Raw genomic sequence first — 17659 nt, 5'->3', positions numbered from 1 at the left:
CGGAATCCGCCTCTCCAGGAAGACGCTCTCAGGACGATCCGGTCAGTCGGCCGACCCCGACAGGACCGGCTGATCCACGAGCCGGGACAGCACCAGCGTGCTCTTGGTACGCACCACGAAGGGCTCGGCGCCGATGCGCTCGATGACGTCCTCCAGATGCTGGGTGTCGCGGGCGCGTACCTGCACGAGGGCGTCGGCCTCGCCGGTGACGGTGCACGCCGAGGTGATCTCGGGGTAACCGGTGAGACCGTCACGGATCTCGCCCGGTGAGGTGCGCGCCCGGCAGTACAGCTCGATGAAGGCCTCGGTGGTCCACCCGATGGCGTGGGGTTCGACGACGACGGTGAAGCCGCGTACGGCCCCGGACTCCATGAGGCGGTCGACGCGCCGTTTGACGGCGGAAGGGCTCAGGCCGACCTCGGCGCCGATCTCGGAGAAGCTCATCCGCGCGTCCGCGCCGAGTATCGCGATGATGCGCTCATCGACACGATCCAGCCGCATGCTGCCCCTTTTTCCCAGGCCTGCTGTGTTCCGGGGCCATGCTACCGGTGCCTGCCGTGCCGGGCCCCGTGTCGCTTCTGTTGATTACACACGGTAAGGGAAACAATGCTCGGGGCTTTCGAAGAGGGGGAGACGGCGAGTGCGTACACGAACCTGGGCGGCCGCCACGGCGGGGGCGCTCCTGACACCGGTGGTGACCGTGCTGCCCGTACAGACGGCCGATGCGGCACCCGCCTTCCGGAGCGACCACCGCGACCTCCGCTGGCAGGAGTGCGAGGACCTCCTGCCGGTGGGGGAGGAGACCCTCGAGTGCGCCACTCTCGTCCTGCCCTTGGACCACGACCGCGGGGGGAACACGGACGGGGAGACCGTCGAGCTCGCCCTCGCCCGTGCCTCCACCGGCGGTGAGGCCGAACGCACCCTCCTGGTCAACCCCGGCGGCCCCGGAAGTCCGGGCCGGGGCCTGGCCACCCGCACCCACCAGGGACTGCCCGAGGACCTGCGCAGGGACTACGCCGTTGTCGGCTTCGACCCGCGCGGGAGCGGTGCCTCCGTCCCCGCCGTCGAGTGCGATCCCTCGGCCTTCGAGTCCGTCCGGACCCCCTCGATACCCGAGACCCCCGGAGACACCGGTGCCCTCTGGCAGGAGGCCGAATCCTACGCCCAAGCGTGCGCCGACAACACCGGCCGTCTCCTGGACCACATGAGCACCGTCGACACCGCCCGTGACATGGACGCCCTGCGTGCCGCCCTCGGGCTGGAGAGCGTCGACTACCTCGGCTACTCCTACGGAACCTACCTCGGGGCCGTCTTCTCCTCCCTCTTCCCCGAGAGCGTCGACCGACTGGTGCTCGACAGCGTCGTCGACCCCGACACCCCCTGGTACGAGAGCAACCTCGCCCAGAGCCGCGCGATCGAGCGTGCCGCCGACAACTTCTTCGACTGGGTGGCTCGCCACGACGACACCTTCGGCCTCGGCAGCAGCGCGCAGGAGGTCGCCCGCGCCTACCACCGCCTGCGCGAGGAACTGCGCGAAGAACCACTGGAAGGCACCGTCGGCCCCACCGAACTGGAGAACCTCTCCGTCACCGTCGCCTACACCGACCGGGCCTGGCCCGTCGTGGGCGCCGCACTCGCCGACCGGATCGTCGACGGCGACCCCTCCGCGCTGGTCGCGCTCGACACCGAGACGGGGGAGGGGCCCGAGGACGACCGGAACCGCGGCGGCTACAACGCTGTCCAGTGCACCGACTCCCACTGGCCCTCCGGCCGCGAGGTCTGGGAGAGCGCCGGACGACAGGCCCACGGGGAAGCGCCGTTCATCGGGTGGAACAACATCTGGTACAACGCGGCGTGTGCGTCCTGGTCGGCCGACTCCGGTGAGTGGTACCAACTCGGTGACGGTCCCGGGCACGGACCCGCCTACGAGGGCGGGGCCCTGCTGGTGCACGCGACCGGTGACGGAGCCACCCCGCTCCACGGCGCCCAGAACCTGCGCGCCCACATGCCCGGCGCCTCGCTCACCGTCGAGAAGAGCGGCAGCACCCACGCCGTCTCCTTCGGCGGCAACCCCTGCGTCGACGGGATCGTCACCGGCTACCTGCGCGACGGTTCCCTGCCCGAACGCACCGGAGGCGAGTACGACGCCCTCTGCCAGGCCCCGCCCGCGCCCGAGCCCCGCAACACCCGGAGCGCAACGCAGGACCTGCCCGACCGGGCCGGGAGCCTCGGTCGCGGGCACCCTGACGGGGGTGAGTAACCGGTGGAATACGCTGTAACTGGTGCGAACTACGTAGACCGTTCGCACAGCGACAGCCGTCCGGCACCGCGGAAGGCACGAGCAGGAGAGGCGATGTTGCGGACCTCACCGGTACGGATCCTCGGCGAACACGACCGTGAAGCCGTCCGCGCGCTGCTCGACACCGACCCCGTCGGCAACGTCTTCGTCACCTCGCGTCTGATGACGACCGGCCTCGGACCCAACTCCGTCGGTACCGAGGTGTGGGGCCACGTCGAGGGCGGCCGCCTCACCGCCCTGTGCTACTCCGGGGCCAACCTCGTCCCCGTCAACGCCGGGCCCTCGGCCGTACGCAGCTTCGCCGACCACGCCAAGTGGCGCGGCCGCCGCTGTTCCTCCATCGTCGGACCGGTCGAGGCCGTCAGCGACTTCTGGAACCAGGTCACCCCCGCCTGGGGCCCGGCCCGCGCCATCCGTGCCAGCCAACCCGTACTGGAGATCGACCACGCTCCGGCCGTCCCCGCCGACCCGCTCGTGCGTCGCGTCCGGCCCTCCGAACTGGACACCATCGTTCCGGCCTGTGTCGCCATGTTCACCGAGGAGGTCGGGGTACCGCCGGACTCCGGCGACGGGGGCTCCCTCTACCGCGCCCGTGTGGCCGAACTCGTGCGCACCGGCCGCGCACTCGCCCGTATCGAGGACGGCCGGGTCGTGTTCAAGGCCGAGATCGGTGCCGTCACCCCCCACGCCTGCCAGATCCAGGGCGTGTGGGTCCACCCCGATCTGCGCGGGCGCGGCCACTCCAGCGCCGGCATGGCCGCCGTCGTCGAGTACGCCCTCGCCGAGATCGCACCCCGCGTCACGCTCTACGTCAACGATTTCAACCTCGCCGCCCGCGCCACCTACGAAAGGGTCGGGTTCCGCCAGGTCGGCGAGGTCATGTCCGTCCTGTTCTGAGCCGGCCACCCGCGTACCCGTCAGCAGTTCTCACCGAGCCGGGCGGAGTTGAACCTGGCGAAGGTGCTGTGTTCTCGACGCCCTCCCCGGGGTGAAACCCGGGGATTCCTACAGCCTCGGGCTGCAGGAACCGGCGCGCCTCGTGGCTGCCTGGCGGCGCGCCGGTGTGCGTGCTTTCTCACCACTGATGCCTCCTGCGGACTGGGGCGAGGCGGGGGCATCAGACATCAGACGTCATATGTCCAGGGTGCTGTTGTGCCGGCTCTCCTCGGGGCCTTCCCCGCACAAGGAGCGAACGTGTCCCACCTCGGTTCAACGGAACGCCGACAGTTCCTCCGGTCCGTCGGAGCTTCGGGGAGCGCCGTAGCGCCGGCCGGCGCCCTCGGTGCCTGCGGCGCGTCCGGAGGAGGAGGCCAGGGCCGGCAACTCATCGAGGCCGGGCTCTCCTGCATCTGGACCGCGCCCTGGCAGTCGCAGGGACCGGGGCCGAGGCCGTGGCCCCGGACGCGACCGGGGCAGTACCCTCGCCGGGACCGTGCGGGCCGTGCACGAGGAGACCGGAGCGCTGGGTGATCCCGGAGCAACGGGACGGTACCGGAAGGCCCCGAGCGCGGTGCGCCAACACGTGTCCGTGTGTGTACGGCGCCGCGCCCCGGGCCCGTTCCCGACCCGCTGTGGCGGGGCGGGGCCGTGTCCCGACCGGTGCCGCCGAGCGGCGGGAACGTGGTGTCCACCCCGTGGGCCACCACTCGGCGGCACCTCTGGGCTCACCCTGTCCGCCCTTCCAGCGCTGAAGGCCCCATGAGGAAATCCGGGTCGAGCTGGGCGGTCAGGTCGGCGCCCTTGGCGTCGTTGGCCCAGGCCCGGGCGTTGCGCAGGTGGAACTCGGCCGACTGCCGTGTGAAGCGTTCCCAGTCCTTGGGGGTGGCGTCGACCGTGTCGCGCATGCCCGCGAGGGTCTTGACGTTGTCCTCCTCCAAGGCGGACAGGTCGGGGAGGCGTCCTTTCTCCAGCGCGCGCACGAACCCTGACTGCGTCACGTACGCGTCCAGGGCCTGGCCCACGTGCTCGCGCAGGAACTCCACGTCCGACTCGTCCTGCACCTTGTTGCCGATGACGCGGATGCACACGCCGTGGTCGCGGGCGTGGTCGGCGTACTGGCGGTACACCCCGACGCCGCGCACGGTGGGTTCGGCGATCAGGAAGGTCACGTCGAACCTGGTGAAGAGCCCCGAGGCGAAGGAGTCGGCGCCCGCGGTCATGTCGACGACGACGTACTCGCCGGCCCCGTCGACCAGGTGGTTGAGGTACATCTCGGCGGCCCCGACCTTGGAGTGGTAGCAGGACACACCCAGGTCGTTCTCGGAGAAGGGGCCGGTGACCATGAGCGTGGCGCCGGCGGCAGGTGTGCCGAAGCGCGCGTGGACGGGGTTGTCGCCGTCCAGGGTCAGCAGGCGTGAGCCCCTCCCGGGAGGGGTGGTTTTGACCATGGCCCCGGCCGAGGTGATGCGCGGGTTGTCCCCGCGCAGGAGCTCCTTGATCTCGGCCAGGTTCGTGCCGAGCGGGCGCATGCGGCCGAGTTCGTCGGGGCCGAGCCCGAGGGCGTGGCCCAGATTCTGGTTGATGTCGGCGTCGATGGCCACGACCGGCAGCCCCTGTGCGGCCAGGTAGCGGGTGAACAGGGCGGACAGGGTGGTCTTGCCACTACCGCCCTTGCCCGCGAACGCGATCTTCATGGGGGTCCTTCCAGCGTCGAATACGAAAACGATTATCGTTCCTGTTGTCGACGCTGTCAGGGGAATCGGCCGATCGGGCGTGGATTAACAAGGTGTTACACATCACATGCGCAACCCTGGGGCCTAGGCTGGTTCCTTGGTGGACATCGGGGAGGACACGGAACGGGACTTTGTGGCCCGGGTCGGGTGGCGCCAACCCCGGTGTGCTGTGCTTGGGGCAGTAGACCCTTGTCTAGGGTGAGTGGCAGACGGCGCGACCCGCGCGCCCGACGCGGGTGATTGGAGTGACCGGATGGCTGAGGCGAGGCAACTCCGGGAATATGTGCCCGCGGACGGCACGGCAGGGGCCACGCCCACGATCGACACGGGCGACCTCACCGGTGGTTCCACCGACCACACGGTGTGGAGCTGCGCGGGCAACCTGACGGCCGTGCGCTCGATCCGTGCCCGGGTGCGCGAGTTCCTCGGCGGCATGGGCCACAGCGAGAGCTCCCTCGACGACTCGGAACTGGCCGTCAGCGAGGTGGCCACCAACGCCCTCCTGCACTCGCGCTCGGGGCAGAGCGGCGGGGTCATGACCCTGTTCATCCGCTCCGACGGTGCCCGTCTGCGTGTGGCAGTGGCCGACCAGGGCGAACGCGAGACCGACGCCGACGGCCACACCCGCGACGACAGCGGGGACTTCGGCCGCGGCAAGCTCATCGTCGACAGCTGCGCCACCCGCAGCGGCGAGTACGACAGCGACGCCACCCACGTGGCCTGGTTCGAGATCGACGACACCCGGGACTAGACCGGACGCGTCATCCGCGCCCCGGTGCCCGGGTGCACCCCTGCGCCCTCAGAAGGCCCCCGCACTGCTCTCCGGCGGGGCGACCCGTACCGGTGCGCCCCGCCCGCAGCGCACCGTCACACAACGCCCCTCCGGCGGCGGACAGTCGCTGCCGGCCACCACACACGCCCCCATCCACAGCGCCGACGCCACCAGCGCCGTACCGGTGGGTTCGTCCGCTCCGTCCTCCACCGCCACGACGTCCTCCGGGGCCAGCCCCAGGTGGTCGCGCAGATCGGTGAACCGGGCCAGTAGATCGTTGTGCGGGTACAGCGTCGTCAGCAAACCCTCGGGTGTGGTCTCGTAGCCGAGGACCCCGTTGTCGAACAGCCCCCGGGACGGGTTGTAACCGCTGCCGTCCGGGCTGGGAAGCAGGAGCTCCTCGAACGGGGTCGCCCCGCGCGAATCACCGAAGGAGATGATCTGGCGGACCCGGGAGCGTTCGGCCAACTCCTGTGCGGCTTCGGTGTGGTCCGCGTCAGCCAGGACCAGCCGTGCATCGGTCGCACCGAGCGCCGCCGCCTGGTCCTCCGTCGGCGTCGACGGGCACAGCGGCAGAGCACGCCCGCCCACGGCCATCACCGTGTACGTGGCCAGGAACCGCTCCGGGGAGACCGGGGCGAGTACCCCGACCACGTCCCCCAGGCACATGCCGCGGCGGCTGAGCCCGGCGGCAGCCTGTTCGATGGTCGCGGCGAAGGTCAGTCCGTCCACCCGGCGGTCCCGGCCGCGGATCGTCCCGCCGCGCGTCGGACGCAGACGCAGCCGCTCGCTCAGCCCGCCGGTGAGTGACCCGATCGGGGCATCCCTGCGCGGAAGATGCCGGCCCGGCCGGTCGGTTCCTGAAGACAGTCCTGCCCCCATGCGTTCCCCCACTCCGACTCTGTGACGGCGGGACCGCTACCGGGCTCGTCACGCCCCCTCCACGTGACGAGCCCGGTGGCATCGCGTCGACCGGTGCGGGACCGCCCCTCCCCGGACGCCTCCCGCGCCGACGCGTGATCCCACCGGACCCCGGGAAGTCACCCGGGTCGATGGGGCCGCCGTCCGCCCCGGGACCGGGGCGCGGCGGCCTGCCCGGGGCTCACGGACCCGTTTCCTGCTGCGGTGGATCCGGTGCCCCAGTGCTCAGCAGCCTAGCGTGCCGAAAGCCGGATGCACATGCATGGGACGGTGCATGTGCATATGTAGATTGAGAGAACATGCATTATCTACACCCCTGCACGCGTGTCGTTCGGCAACGGCCCTCCGACGGCCGGGCCCGCTAACGGTGCCGCCGGACCCACTCACCGATCCGCGTGCGGGAGGTGAACCCGGTCTTGCGGTTGATGTTGGCCACGTGCCGGGCGGCCGTCGAGGGAGAGATGAACAGCTCCTCGGCGATCTGCGGGTTGGTGAACCCACGGCTCACCAGGTCCGCGACCTCGACCTCCCGCTTGGTCAGGCACTTCTCGGGCGGCTCCGACCCGGGCTCGGGGGTACCGGGATCCGGTTCCGGCTCAGGGTCCCGCAGGCGCCGCTGCGAAACGGGCTTGCGCGCCTCGTCGATCAGGTACTCGGCCTCCGTGACCGCATCGGCCAGCTCGAGCCGGGCACCCTGCTCCCACCAGCGCACCAACCGTCCGTGATCCCCGGCCTCCTGCCCGGCGTCACCGAAGGGCCACGGTGCCGGGTTCGTGGGCAGGTCCAGCCGCTCGCGCACCGACGCCGCCGCACCCGCCAGGCGGCAGGCGGGCTCACGCAGACCTTGGCCGAAGGCCACCCGGGCGATCGAGATCAGCGCCTGGGCCGCCGCCCAGCGCTGCCCCGTGGACAGGCTCAACAGCAGGCCCTCGGACAGGTAGTCGTAGGCCTGCCCGGTGTGGCCCTGCGCCTGCGCGATCCGACCGATCCCCGTCAAACACAGCGCCTCCTGGCCCGACGCACCGATCAGCCTCTGGGTGTCCAGGGCCTCCCGATAACAGCGGTCCGCGGTCATGAGGTCGGAGGCCTCCTCGGCCGCACGGGCCTGGCCGATGAGGGTGATCCCGACACCCCAGCGGTGGTCCATGCTCCGCAAGAGGTCCAGCGCAGCGTTGTAGTGCTGATCGGCGGTCGGGAAATCGCCCTGCTGCGCCACCAGCGCGGCACGGGTACCCAGGCAGATCGCCTCGCCCCACAGATCGCCGGTCTCCCGGCTCAAGCGCAGCGCCTCCTCGACCCGTACCGACGCACTGTCGGTCCGCCGCTCGCGCACCTCCACCAGGGAGAGCAGGTTCAAGGCCGTGCGCACGTACCGGTCCTCGCCGGACTCCCGGGCCAGACGCAGGCCCTCCCCACCCAACGCGAGCGCATGGGCGTGGTCGCGCTGCACCCGCGCGAGCTGGGCACGGGCCACGTACGCCCGCGCCAGAGAGGGGGCCTTGGCGGCCTCCTCCGTCGCCAGGAGCCGGTCCATCCAGTGCGCGCCCTCGGCGTAGCTGTTGTGGCTCACCCAGTGCGAGACCAGATCCACACACAGGCGCAGCCCGTGTTCGGCGTCCCCTGTGTCCAGCGAGTGGCTGACCAGAGCTCTCAAGGTGTCGTACTCGGTCAGTACCCGCTGGCGGCCGGCGTCCCGTTCCGTCCACGGCATGGCACGGCTGGACTCCAGCTGCCGACCCAGGTGCTCGACCATCTCCAGCATCCGGTCCGTGAGCCGGCGCTGCATGAGCTCGCTCTCCCCGGCCTCGGCCAGACGCCCGGCGGCGAACGTACGCACAGCATCCGGCAGGCAGTACCGGACCCGGTTCTCCACCTCGCCCGTGACCGTGATCAGCGCACGGTTGTGCAACGACGTGAGCAGGTCCAGGATCTCGCCCTCGGGCAGGCTCTCGTCGGCGCACACCCGCTCGGCCAGTTCCAGGTCCCAGCCGCGGAAGACCGACAGACGGCGCAGCAGTACACGCTCGCGCTCGGACAGCCCCAGGTACGCGTACTCCAGGACCAGCGGCAGGACCTGGCTGCGCGAGACCGCCTGTCCGGGACCGGGGCGGGCCGAGGGCGACGACAGGTGTGCGCGCAGCTTCATCGCCAGGGTGCTGGGGCCGACCTCGGGTGCACAGGTACCCATGACCTCCACCCCCAGCGGGACCCCGCCCGCCATGTCGCACAGCAGCGCGATCTCCTCCAGCTCGTCCGCGGTGGCGGAGAAGCGCGGGTCGCGGGTGCGGGCGCGGTCCAGGAACAGGCGCACCGCCTCGGACTCGGCCGGGTCCGGCGGGGGCGCGTTGCGGGAGGCGGCAGGCAGCGCCATCGGCGGGACCCTCCACACGGTGCCACCGGGCAGCCGGATCGGGGCCTCGCTGGTCAGTAACAACGACACCTGCGGGCACGAGGCCAGCAGCTCCTTGCCGACCTCGTCGACCGCCGCCTCGATGTGCCCGCACCCGTCCAGGACCAACAGCAGGCGGCGATGGCGCAACGCCTGGGACACCGTGTTCGACAACGGTCGCCCGGCTTCCTCGACCACACCCACGGCCGCCGCGATACGCGCGAAGACGTCGATGGGCGTGCGGGTGTCACTGAGATCGGCGAACCACACGCCGTCGGGAAAGGACACAGTGGACTGTTCCGCCACGCGCAGAGCCAGCCGGGTCTTGCCCATGCCGTCGGGGCCGCAGAGGGTGACGGAACGGCTGGAGCCGAGGAGGCGGAGCAGGTCGCTCAAATCCCGCTCGCGACCGACGAAACCCGTATTGGGCCTCGGAAGGTTGTGTCGCGCCGGGGCGGTCAGAGGTGCCATGGCCTTCACAAGTAGTCAGGGGCAGGACCGGGCCTCACATGCAGGGGTGGTCGAACGAGGCGAGGTCCGATCATGTCGGGACGGAGGAGGTGCGTGGGATTCCTGTCTTAGCGGGTGCACGCGCACTGTGCAAGTGCTTCAGTGCGTTGTGATCACGGTGCGCCGGTCTCGCCCTGCGAGGCCCAGCCGGTCAGCTGCCTCCTGGAGGAGATCGAGAGTTTGCGGAAGATGTTGGCGATGTGGCGCGCCGCAGTGGCCTGACTGATGCTCAACCGGGCAGCGATCTCCCGGTTGGACAGACCCTGTCCCGCCAACTCCGCGATCTCGCGTTCGCGCCGGGTGAGTTCCTCGGGCTGCGGGGCCTCCTCCCGGGTGGGGAAGGCGAGCGCCCGGTCGCGCACCTGTTCCAGAGGCAGAGCACGCCAGGCCCCCCATGCCTCCGCAGCACGTGCGGGGCCGACGGAACGCTCGATGGCCGAGCGCAGCCGCACCGTCTCGGCCGACGGGCGCTGCAAGGATTCGCGCAGGCCGGCGGCGGTTCCCACCAGGGCGGCCGCCCGCTCGGCCTCCCCCTCGGCCAGAGCCAGCTCCGCCAGGGCCTCCAGAGCCCGGGCCACGGCGATGCGCTGCCCCGAAGCGAAACTCACCCGCAGTGACGTCGACAGGGGCTCGCGCGCCTCCATCGGGCGGCCCTCCGAGAGATGGAGACGGCCCAGGGCACGCGAGCACCGGGCCGTGGCCGGGTTGGCCTGCAGGTGGGTGAAGACCTCCAGGGCCTCCTCCATGAGGGCGCGCGCCGGCGCGAACTCGCGCCGCTCGGCCGCGAGCACACCGAGCAGGTGCAGGCCCCGGGCCCGGCTCCACTGGTCACCGAGTTCCTCGGCGCGCACGGTGCGGCGCTTGAGGTGGAGCAGGGCCGTGTCGCCGTCGCCGCGCCGACGGGCCAGGAGCGCCGAGACCTCGAGGACGGCACCCTCCGTGACCGGGTCCTGGGCACGCTCGGCCCACGACCAGGCCGCGGAGGCCTGGCGCTCGCTCTCCTCGAGATCGCCTCCTGTGCGCAGACCCAACTGCGCCAGGATCGTCAGGGCCGTGGCCATCGCCTCCGGGGCACGGCAGGCACGGGCGGCCTCGAGCGCGAGGCGTGCGCGCGTGGCGACCTCCGGTGCCGGATCCAGGTCCAGCCGGAGCTCGGCGTCCAGGGCCAGGCCCAGCGCTCGTAAGGGCGGGTCCTGCCCGTCCGGGTCGGTCTCCAGGGTCCGCTCCAGGCGCCAGCTGCCTTCGGAGGCCAGACCGCGCACGTTCCAGTGGGTGCGCAGTCCCGTGCACAAGCGCAGGGCGTCGTCCACGCGGCCGTGCGCGAGGGCCCACATGATGAGTCGGCCGTAGTTGTCACGGTGGTGGTCGTGCAGGCGCAGGCTGCCTACCCGCTCCCGCCAGGACAGGGGGCCGCGCGCACGCTCGAGCAGCTGTTCGGTCCGCCCGACACAGAAGTCGAGGAAACGTCCCCAGTAGTGGTCCACGCAGCCCTCGGCGGCCAGTTGCTCGGCGGCGTAGGCACGCACGGTCTCGGGCAGGCGGTAGTGGGTGAGCCCGTCCAGTTCCACGTCCATGACGATGAGGGACTTGTCCAGGAGGGAGAAATGCAGCGAGAGCACGTCGGTGGGGTCGACGCCCTCGCCGGAGCACACCTCCTCGGCGGCCTCCAGGTACCAGGTACTGAAGACCGACAGCCGGTGCAGGAGCAGACGTTCGGGTTCGCTGAGCAGTTCGTGGCTCCAGGACAGGACCGCACGCAGAGTGCGTTGGCGGGCAGGCAGGGCGTCGGAGCCGTCACTGGTCAGGAGCTGGAAACGGTCGTCCAGGCGGCGCAGGATCTGCTGCACCGACAGCACGCGTACCCGGGCGGCGGCCAGTTCGATGGCCAGGGGCATGCCGTCGAGCATCCGGCAGATCTCCGCGACGTAACCGGAGTTCTCCCGTGTCATCTCGAAGCCCGAACGTGCCGCGTGGGCGCGGGTGACGAACAGGCGTACGGACTCGTAGCGCTGGATGTCGCGGCGGGGGAGCGGGGCCGGCGAGGACGCGTACGGGTCGGTGGGCGTGGGGCGCGCGGGGAGGGAGAGCGGGGGGACCCGCCAGATGTTCTCCTCGGGCACGTGCAAGGGCTGGCGGCTGGTGACGAGGATGCGTACACGCGGGCAGTCGCGCAGGATCGCCTGGCACAGCTGCGCCATCGGCCCGACGGCGTACTCGCAGGTGTCGAGCAGCAGGAGCATGTTCTGCGTACGCAGGGCCGTGATGATCGACTCGGTGGTCGTACGGGCGTCGTCCTCCACGGCCTGGAGCCCGTTGGCGACCGTGCGCAGGGCCTGGCCGTGGTGGGTGGACTCGCTGAGATCGATGTAGCGGATGCCGTTGGGGAATCGTCGGAGCAGGCGTTCACCCACGTGCAGAGCCAGGCGTGTCTTACCGATCCCGCCGGTGCCGGTGAGCGTGACCAGCCGTGCCGTGCCCAGGAGCCGGCACAGGTCGACGATGTCGCGTTCACGTCCGACGAAGCGGAGGAACTCACCGGTGGAGAGCGGCAGGTTGTGGCGGGGGTGGGACATGGCCTCGTTCACTTGGATGCCGGTGCGGGCAACCCCGTCGTGAGCGTGCGGCGGAGGCCGGGACGGGGAGGTTCCTGGGGAACAGTGTCCCACCCGAGGGGTGTGTTGTCTCGGGAATGGCCGGTTCCGGCAGTCCGGTACCCGGTTCCCATGGTCCGGGCGGACGTGGTGCCGCCCCGGCCGCAGAGCCGGGGCGGCACCACACGGAGGCGGCCCGGGGTCAGGCCCCGGGGGACCAGGTCGCGGGGTCGGCGGGCCCCTGCTCGCCGGCGGCCATGTCCTTGACCTCGTGGGAGCCCTCGTCGTCGAAGGGCGGGAACCACACGAACGGGATCCCCTTCTTCGACGCGTACTGGATCTGCTTGCCCACCTTCGCGGTGGAGTGGAAGACCTCGGTGTCGAACCCGCGTGCGCGCAGGGCCTCACCGGTGCGCAGCGCGTCCGCGCGCCGCTCCGCGCCGGGGACCACGACCAGCACGTCGGTGGGGCACTTGGGCCCCTCCTCGATCCTGCCCTCGGCCACGAGCTTGGCGAAGATCCGGGTGAGGCCGATGGAAATACCGACACCGGGAAGCTTGCGGCGGATGAACTGGCCGGCGAGGTCCTCGTACCGGCCGCCCGCGCAGATGCTGCCGTAGCCGGGGTCGTCGTCGAAGGAGGCCTCGTACACGGTGCCGGTGTAGTAGTCCAGCCCCCGGGCGATCGACAGGTCGGCGACCACGCCGGGCACGTCGGCCAGATCCTCCAGGACGAAGGTCAGTTCCTGGAGCCCTTCTTCCAGCAGGTCCGAGGTCACCCCGAGTTCGCGCACCCGGTCGGCCACGTCGGTGCCGGTGCTCTTGATGCGGGCCAGGCGCAGGCAGGCGTCGGCCTGTTCCCCGGACAGCCCCTCCGACAGCAGGATCCCGCGGACCCCTTCGTCGCCGACCTTGTGCAGTTTGTCGACGGCGCGGATGACCGCGATCGGCTCCTCGATGCCCAGCCCTTCGTAGAAACCCTGCAGCACCTTGCGGTTGTTGAGGCTGAGGGTCCAGGCCGGGATGTCCAGCGGCGCCAGCACCCGGTGCACGATGCGCGGCAGCTCGGCGTCGAAGTGCAGCGGCACCGAGTCCACGTTGATGACGTCGATGTCGCACTGTGTGAACTCGCGGAAACGGCCCTCCTGCGGGCGTTCACCCCGCCACACGCGTTGCATCTGGTAGCGCTTGAACGGGAACGTGAGTTCGTTGAAGTGCTGCGCGACGTAGCGCGCGAACGGCACCGTCAGGTCGAAGTGCAGCCCCAGCTTGGCGTCGGAGTCGTCCTCGGCGTCCGCCTGGAGCCGGTGCAGCGTGTAGACCTCCTGGGAGGTCTCGCCCTTGGCCATGAGCACGTCCAGGTTCTCCACCGACGGTGTCTCCACCGAGGCGAAACCGAAGGACTCGAAGCCCGCGCGGATATGGTCCAGCCAGCGCTGCTCCACGGCCCGGACCTGAGGGGTCCATTCGGGAAAACCGCTGATCGGGGTGGGGCGGACGACGCGCTGATCGGACATGGGTGGTTCTCGGCTCCCTCGGGCGGAGTACGGAATTCGGTCGCTCCCCGCCCGGGCACGACCACGGCGCGGACCGGCGCCGAACAGGACGGGGAGGGTCTCCATCCTAGGGCCTGTTCGGTGGGGTCCTCCGTGGCTCCGGTCGGCGCTGTGCAGTGGGGCCCGCGTCGGGGACGGCCGGTTCGGCGACCGCCGAACAGGGGCCGGTGGTCCGATACGAACCCCACCGGCCCACATGGACGGGAGTGGACCGGTGGGGTCCGATCGACGGCTCTCGTACCCGGTGCCGACGCCGAAGAGCGAGACGTCGGTACCCCGGGGCGCGCGAGTGCGCCGTCAGGGCCCCGCGCCGTTCGCGTCCTCGTGCCAGGAGTCCGTACTCGGTCGAAGCGGGTGCCCTGCCTCCACCGTAGACTTCTGTGCCCTCGGCGGACAGGGATCGGCGCGACCGAAAGCGGCCGAAAACGGTCACTCACAATGTCGTAAAGTCGTCCTCTGCGGGTAGTGTTCTGTGCTTATCTGGTCACGGTGCGTCCCGAAGTGGTGTAAATCCCACCATTCGGCTTCCCGGGCACTCCCTCATCCTTCCGTGCCTGGTCGCCGCGTCGTATCGCCCGGTCCGCGCCCCGAACCGATCCCTGGCCCAGGGGCCCGGCTCCGGCAATCGCCCTCCCGCTCCGCCTTCCGGTGTTAGGTTCCAGAAGCGGCCGCTCCCGGGGTGGTTCGGCACCGGGGGCCGCCGTGCCCCTCCCGACCGGGCCGAGTGAGAGCACGCCGACCGGGCCCGGCCTTCCCGCTAGGACTTACTGTGATCGATCCAGTCAACAGCACGAACAATCCTCAGGCGCCCTCCGAACTGTCCACCAAGATCATCATCGCCGGCGGGTTCGGGGTCGGGAAGACCACGTTCGTCGGTGCCGTCTCGGAGATCCCTCCGGTCCGCACCGAGGCCGCGGTGACCGCGGCCAGTACCGGTGTCGACGACCTCAGCCACACGCCCGACAAGACGAGCACCACCGTGGCGATGGACTTCGGGCGCATCTCCCTGGAGACCGACCTCACCCTCTTCCTGTTCGGCACCCCCGGCCAGCAGCGCTTCTGGTTCATGTGGGACGACCTGGTACGCGGCGCGCTCGGCGCCGTCGTGCTCGCCGACGTACGCCGCCTCGAGGACACCTTCCAGGCCCTCGACTACTTCGAGCGCCAGCAACGGATGCCGTTCGTGGTGGCGGTCAACGCGTTCGACCCCGACCCGCTCTACGGCACCGAAGAACTGCGCGACGCCCTGGACCTTCCGGGAGAGGTGCCGATCGTGCACTGCGACGCGCGGGACAAGGCCTCCGTCGTCCGGGTCCTGGTCACACTGGTCAAGCACGCCATGGCCATGGAGGCCCGTCAACGAGGGGGGAGCCGCGTCGCCCAGTGACCCCCTCCCGCAAGGGCGTACGGCGGGAGCCCGACGGGTGCCCGCCGCGTGTGCCTGTGGACGCCACAGGAACGAAAGGGTTGTGTCCGGCGTTACTCTGGCGTGGTGTTCGGACGAATGGCGGAAAGCGTCCGCCGCCTCCTGGGCAAGCCCGGAGCGGTGGACCTGCGGCCCTATACCAAGCTCCTGTCGGCGATCGAGGCCGAGGAGGATGGTCTTCGTGAGCTCAGTGACGCCGAGCTGAACGAGAAGGCCATCGAACTCGGCAACGCGGAACTCCCCTATGAACGCGGCGACCTCGTCCTGCTGTGCGCGGTCGGCCGAGAGGCCGCCCGGCGCACCCTGGACGAGCGCCCCTACGACGTCCAGTTGCTCGGCGTCATGGCGCTGCTCGACGGGCACGTGGCCGAGATGGCCACAGGTGAGGGCAAGACGCTCTCCGGCGCCCTGGCTGCGGCCGGGTTCGCGCTGCGCGGTCAGCGTGTGCACCTGCTGAGCGTCAACGACTACCTGGCCAAACGCGACGCGGAGTGGATGCGCCCCCTCTATCAGCTGCTCGGCCTGACGGTCGGGTGGATCAACGAGGACTCCACCCCCGACGAGCGCCGGGAGGCCTACTCCCAGGACATCACCTACGCAGCCGTGAGCGAACTCGGTTTCGACGTGCTGCGCGACCGTATGGTCACCGATGTCGCCGACCGTGTGGTGCCCCCGCCCGCGGTCGCCATCATCGACGAGGCCGACTCCGTACTGGTCGATGAGGCGCGCGTGCCGCTGGTCCTGGCCGGGGCCGCCGAGAGCGCCGCGGCCGACATGGAGATGGCCGACCTCGTGCGCACCCTCAAACCCCGTATCGACTACGAGGTCGACGCAGAGGGACGCAACGTCCAGCTCACGGACACCGGGATCGACCGGGTCGAGAAGGCCCTGGGAGGTGTCGACCTCTACGCGGAGGACGAGGAGTCCCGGCTGCCCGAGGTCAACCTCGCCCTGCACGCACAGGTGCTGCTCCAGCGCGACGTCCACTACGTCGTGCGCGACGGCGAGCTGCGCATCATCAACGAGTCGCGCGGACGTATCGCCATGCTCCAGCGTTGGCCCGACGGCCTCCAGGCCGCCGTGGAGGCGAAGGAGAAGGTCGACGTCAGTGAGACCGGCGAGGTCCTCGACTCGATCACGGTGCAGTCGCTGATCCTGCGCTACCCGACCCTGGCCGGTATGACCGGTACGGCGATGGCCGTGGCCGAACAGCTGCGCGAGTTCTACGAGCTCGAGGTCGCGGTCGTGCCCTCCAACAAGCCGGACATCCGCGAGGACCGCGGTACCCGTCTGTACGCCACGCGGGAGGAGAAGGAGGACGCGCTCGTCGCCGAGGTCGAGAAGGTGCACGACACCGGACGACCGGTCCTCATCGGCACCCAGGACGTGGCCGAGTCCGAGATCCTGGCCGAGCGCCTGCGCAAGGCCGGCCTGGAGTGCGTGGTCCTCAACGCCAAGAACGACGCCGACGAGGCATCGATCATCGCCGAGGCCGGAACCCATGGTGCCATCACGGTCTCGACCCAGATGGCCGGCCGCGGTACCGACATCCGCCTGGGCGGCAGCGACATGTCCGACCGCGACCGTGTGGTGGAGAGCGGCGGCCTGTTCGTCATGGGCTTCGGCCGTTACCCCAGCAGCCGCCTGGACGGCCAGCTGCGCGGACGGGCCGGTCGCCAGGGCGACCCCGGCGACTCCCTGTTCTTCGTCAGCATGGACGACGACCTGCTCGTCAACAACGCCCCGGAGACCACCGGGTACAAGGCTGGCGACGACGGTGAGATCACCGGGCAGAACTGGCTGGCCATGGTCGACCACGCCCAGCGTGTGGCCGAAGGGCAGTTGCTGGAGGTGCACCGCAACACCTGGCGCTACAACCAGCTCATCGACGTGCAGCGCGAAGTGGTGCTGGAACACCGCGAGCTCGTGCTCACCGGTGACGAGGGCGACCGGCACATCCGCAAGGACAGTCCGACCCGCCACACCGAGCTGACCGACGAGCTCGCACGGGCACTGGCCGCCATCGGGGCCGGGGCCGGGGCCGGGACGGGCGCCGGGAACGACGCGGAGGAGAGCTCCGAGGAGGAAGGCGCCGAGGGGGAGGGCCCCGAGGCCACCGAGGAGCACGAGGAACAGGCCCGGGAACAGGTGGCCCGAGCCGCCCGCCTCATCACCCTGTACCATCTCGACCGCGGCTGGACCGACCACAACGCGTTCCTTTCGGAGCTGCGCGAGGGTATCCATCTGCGGTTCCTGGGCCGGCGCGACCCGCTGGACGAGTTCAACCGCGAGGCGGTGCCGGTCTTCAAGGGCTTCCTCGACGAGGCGCGCACGCGGGCGGCCGAGACCTTCGGTGAACTCCAGGTACGTGACGGCGCGATCGACGTCGGCGCTGTCGGGGTCAAGCGCCCGTCCATGACGTGGACCTACATGGTGCACGACCACCCGTTCAGTTCACCGATCGAGACTCTCGCCGGAAAACTCAAGGGAAACAAGAGTACAGGCTGAGGCGATTGATCGCCAT

General features: G+C 70.5%; 11 protein-coding genes. 5 read left to right on the top strand and 6 right to left on the bottom strand.

Going from position 1 to position 17659, the window contains the following annotated elements:
• Window positions 1-42 precede the first annotated feature (42 nt).
• The gene (locus D456_RS0105145) at window positions 43-501 is read right to left on the bottom strand and encodes an Lrp/AsnC family transcriptional regulator (RefSeq protein WP_017575091.1); all 459 of its coding nucleotides are present in this window, start codon (window positions 499-501) and stop codon (window positions 43-45) included.
• Window positions 502-640: 139 nt separating this feature from the next.
• Here D456_RS0105145 and D456_RS0105140 point away from each other — a divergent pair, with 139 nt between their 5' ends.
• Complete coding sequence (locus tag D456_RS0105140) at window positions 641-2260, top strand: alpha/beta fold hydrolase (protein WP_017575090.1); 1620 nt, start codon at window positions 641-643, stop codon at window positions 2258-2260.
• Between the two features lie 93 nt (window positions 2261-2353).
• The gene (locus D456_RS0105135) at window positions 2354-3196 is read left to right on the top strand and encodes a GNAT family N-acetyltransferase (protein ID WP_017575089.1); all 843 of its coding nucleotides are present in this window, start codon (window positions 2354-2356) and stop codon (window positions 3194-3196) included.
• A gap of 767 nt (window positions 3197-3963) precedes the next feature.
• Here the strand turns inward: D456_RS0105135 and D456_RS0105125 are convergent.
• Window positions 3964-4932 carry an ATP-binding protein gene (locus tag D456_RS0105125; RefSeq protein WP_017575087.1) on the bottom strand — a complete coding sequence of 323 codons (969 nt, stop codon included), beginning with the start codon at window positions 4930-4932 and terminating at the stop codon, window positions 3964-3966.
• Between the two features lie 292 nt (window positions 4933-5224).
• Between D456_RS0105125 and D456_RS0105120 the strand changes: the two genes are divergently transcribed.
• The gene (locus D456_RS0105120) at window positions 5225-5722 is read left to right on the top strand and encodes an ATP-binding protein (protein ID WP_026115587.1); all 498 of its coding nucleotides are present in this window, start codon (window positions 5225-5227) and stop codon (window positions 5720-5722) included.
• Between the two features lie 48 nt (window positions 5723-5770).
• Here the strand turns inward: D456_RS0105120 and D456_RS0105115 are convergent, their stop codons facing one another.
• The 4 genes from D456_RS0105115 to hisS all read right to left on the bottom strand — a co-directional run bounded on the left by D456_RS0105115 (window position 5771) and on the right by hisS (window position 13670).
• Window positions 5771-6625: an AMP-binding protein gene (locus D456_RS0105115; RefSeq protein WP_152442493.1), complete on the bottom strand. Its 855-nt coding sequence runs from the start codon at window positions 6623-6625 to the stop codon at window positions 5771-5773.
• Window positions 6626-7025: 400 nt separating this feature from the next.
• Window positions 7026-9524, bottom strand: a complete 2499-nt coding sequence (locus D456_RS0105110; RefSeq protein WP_193373806.1) for a LuxR C-terminal-related transcriptional regulator — start codon at window positions 9522-9524, stop codon at window positions 7026-7028.
• A 152-nt stretch (window positions 9525-9676) separates the two neighbouring features.
• Window positions 9677-12136, bottom strand: coding sequence for an ATP-binding protein (locus D456_RS0105105; protein ID WP_017575083.1), 2460 nt, complete (start codon window positions 12134-12136; stop codon window positions 9677-9679).
• Window positions 12137-12356: 220 nt separating this feature from the next.
• The gene (hisS, locus tag D456_RS0105100; protein WP_017575082.1) at window positions 12357-13670 is read right to left on the bottom strand and encodes a histidine--tRNA ligase; all 1314 of its coding nucleotides are present in this window, start codon (window positions 13668-13670) and stop codon (window positions 12357-12359) included.
• An 808-nt stretch (window positions 13671-14478) separates the two neighbouring features.
• Between hisS and D456_RS0105095 the strand changes: the two genes are divergently transcribed.
• Together D456_RS0105095 and secA2 are read left to right on the top strand one after the other, a co-directional pair.
• Window positions 14479-15096 carry a GTP-binding protein gene (locus D456_RS0105095; RefSeq protein ID WP_017575081.1) on the top strand — a complete coding sequence of 206 codons (618 nt, stop codon included), beginning with the start codon at window positions 14479-14481 and terminating at the stop codon, window positions 15094-15096.
• A gap of 117 nt (window positions 15097-15213) precedes the next feature.
• Entirely contained in the window at window positions 15214-17643 is a 2430-nt protein-coding gene (gene secA2, locus D456_RS0105090) for an accessory Sec system translocase SecA2 (protein WP_026115585.1), read from the top strand.
• Window positions 17644-17659: the final 16 nt, after the last annotated feature.

This window comes from Nocardiopsis kunsanensis DSM 44524 (genome assembly GCF_000340965.1).
Lineage (GTDB): Bacteria > Actinomycetota > Actinomycetes > Streptosporangiales > Streptosporangiaceae > Nocardiopsis > Nocardiopsis kunsanensis.
This window is presented reverse-complemented; position numbering and strand designations above follow the sequence as displayed.

Coding starts and splice junctions, on each gene's coding strand:
- D456_RS0105125 (WP_017575087.1), bottom strand. CDS start 4,932: ATGAAGATCGCGTTCGCGGGCAAGGGCGGTAGTGGCAAGACCACCCTG.
- D456_RS0105145 (WP_017575091.1), bottom strand. CDS start 501: ATGCGGCTGGATCGTGTCGATGAGCGCATCATCGCGATACTCGGCGCG.
- D456_RS0105115 (WP_152442493.1), bottom strand. CDS start 6,625: ATGGGGGCAGGACTGTCTTCAGGAACCGACCGGCCGGGCCGGCATCTT.
- D456_RS0105110 (WP_193373806.1), bottom strand. CDS start 9,524: ATGGCACCTCTGACCGCCCCGGCGCGACACAACCTTCCGAGGCCCAAT.
- D456_RS0105135 (WP_017575089.1), top strand. CDS start 2,354: ATGTTGCGGACCTCACCGGTACGGATCCTCGGCGAACACGACCGTGAA.
- secA2 (WP_026115585.1), top strand. CDS start 15,214: ATGGCGGAAAGCGTCCGCCGCCTCCTGGGCAAGCCCGGAGCGGTGGAC.
- D456_RS0105120 (WP_026115587.1), top strand. CDS start 5,225: ATGGCTGAGGCGAGGCAACTCCGGGAATATGTGCCCGCGGACGGCACG.
- D456_RS0105105 (WP_017575083.1), bottom strand. CDS start 12,136: ATGTCCCACCCCCGCCACAACCTGCCGCTCTCCACCGGTGAGTTCCTC.
- hisS (WP_017575082.1), bottom strand. CDS start 13,670: ATGTCCGATCAGCGCGTCGTCCGCCCCACCCCGATCAGCGGTTTTCCC.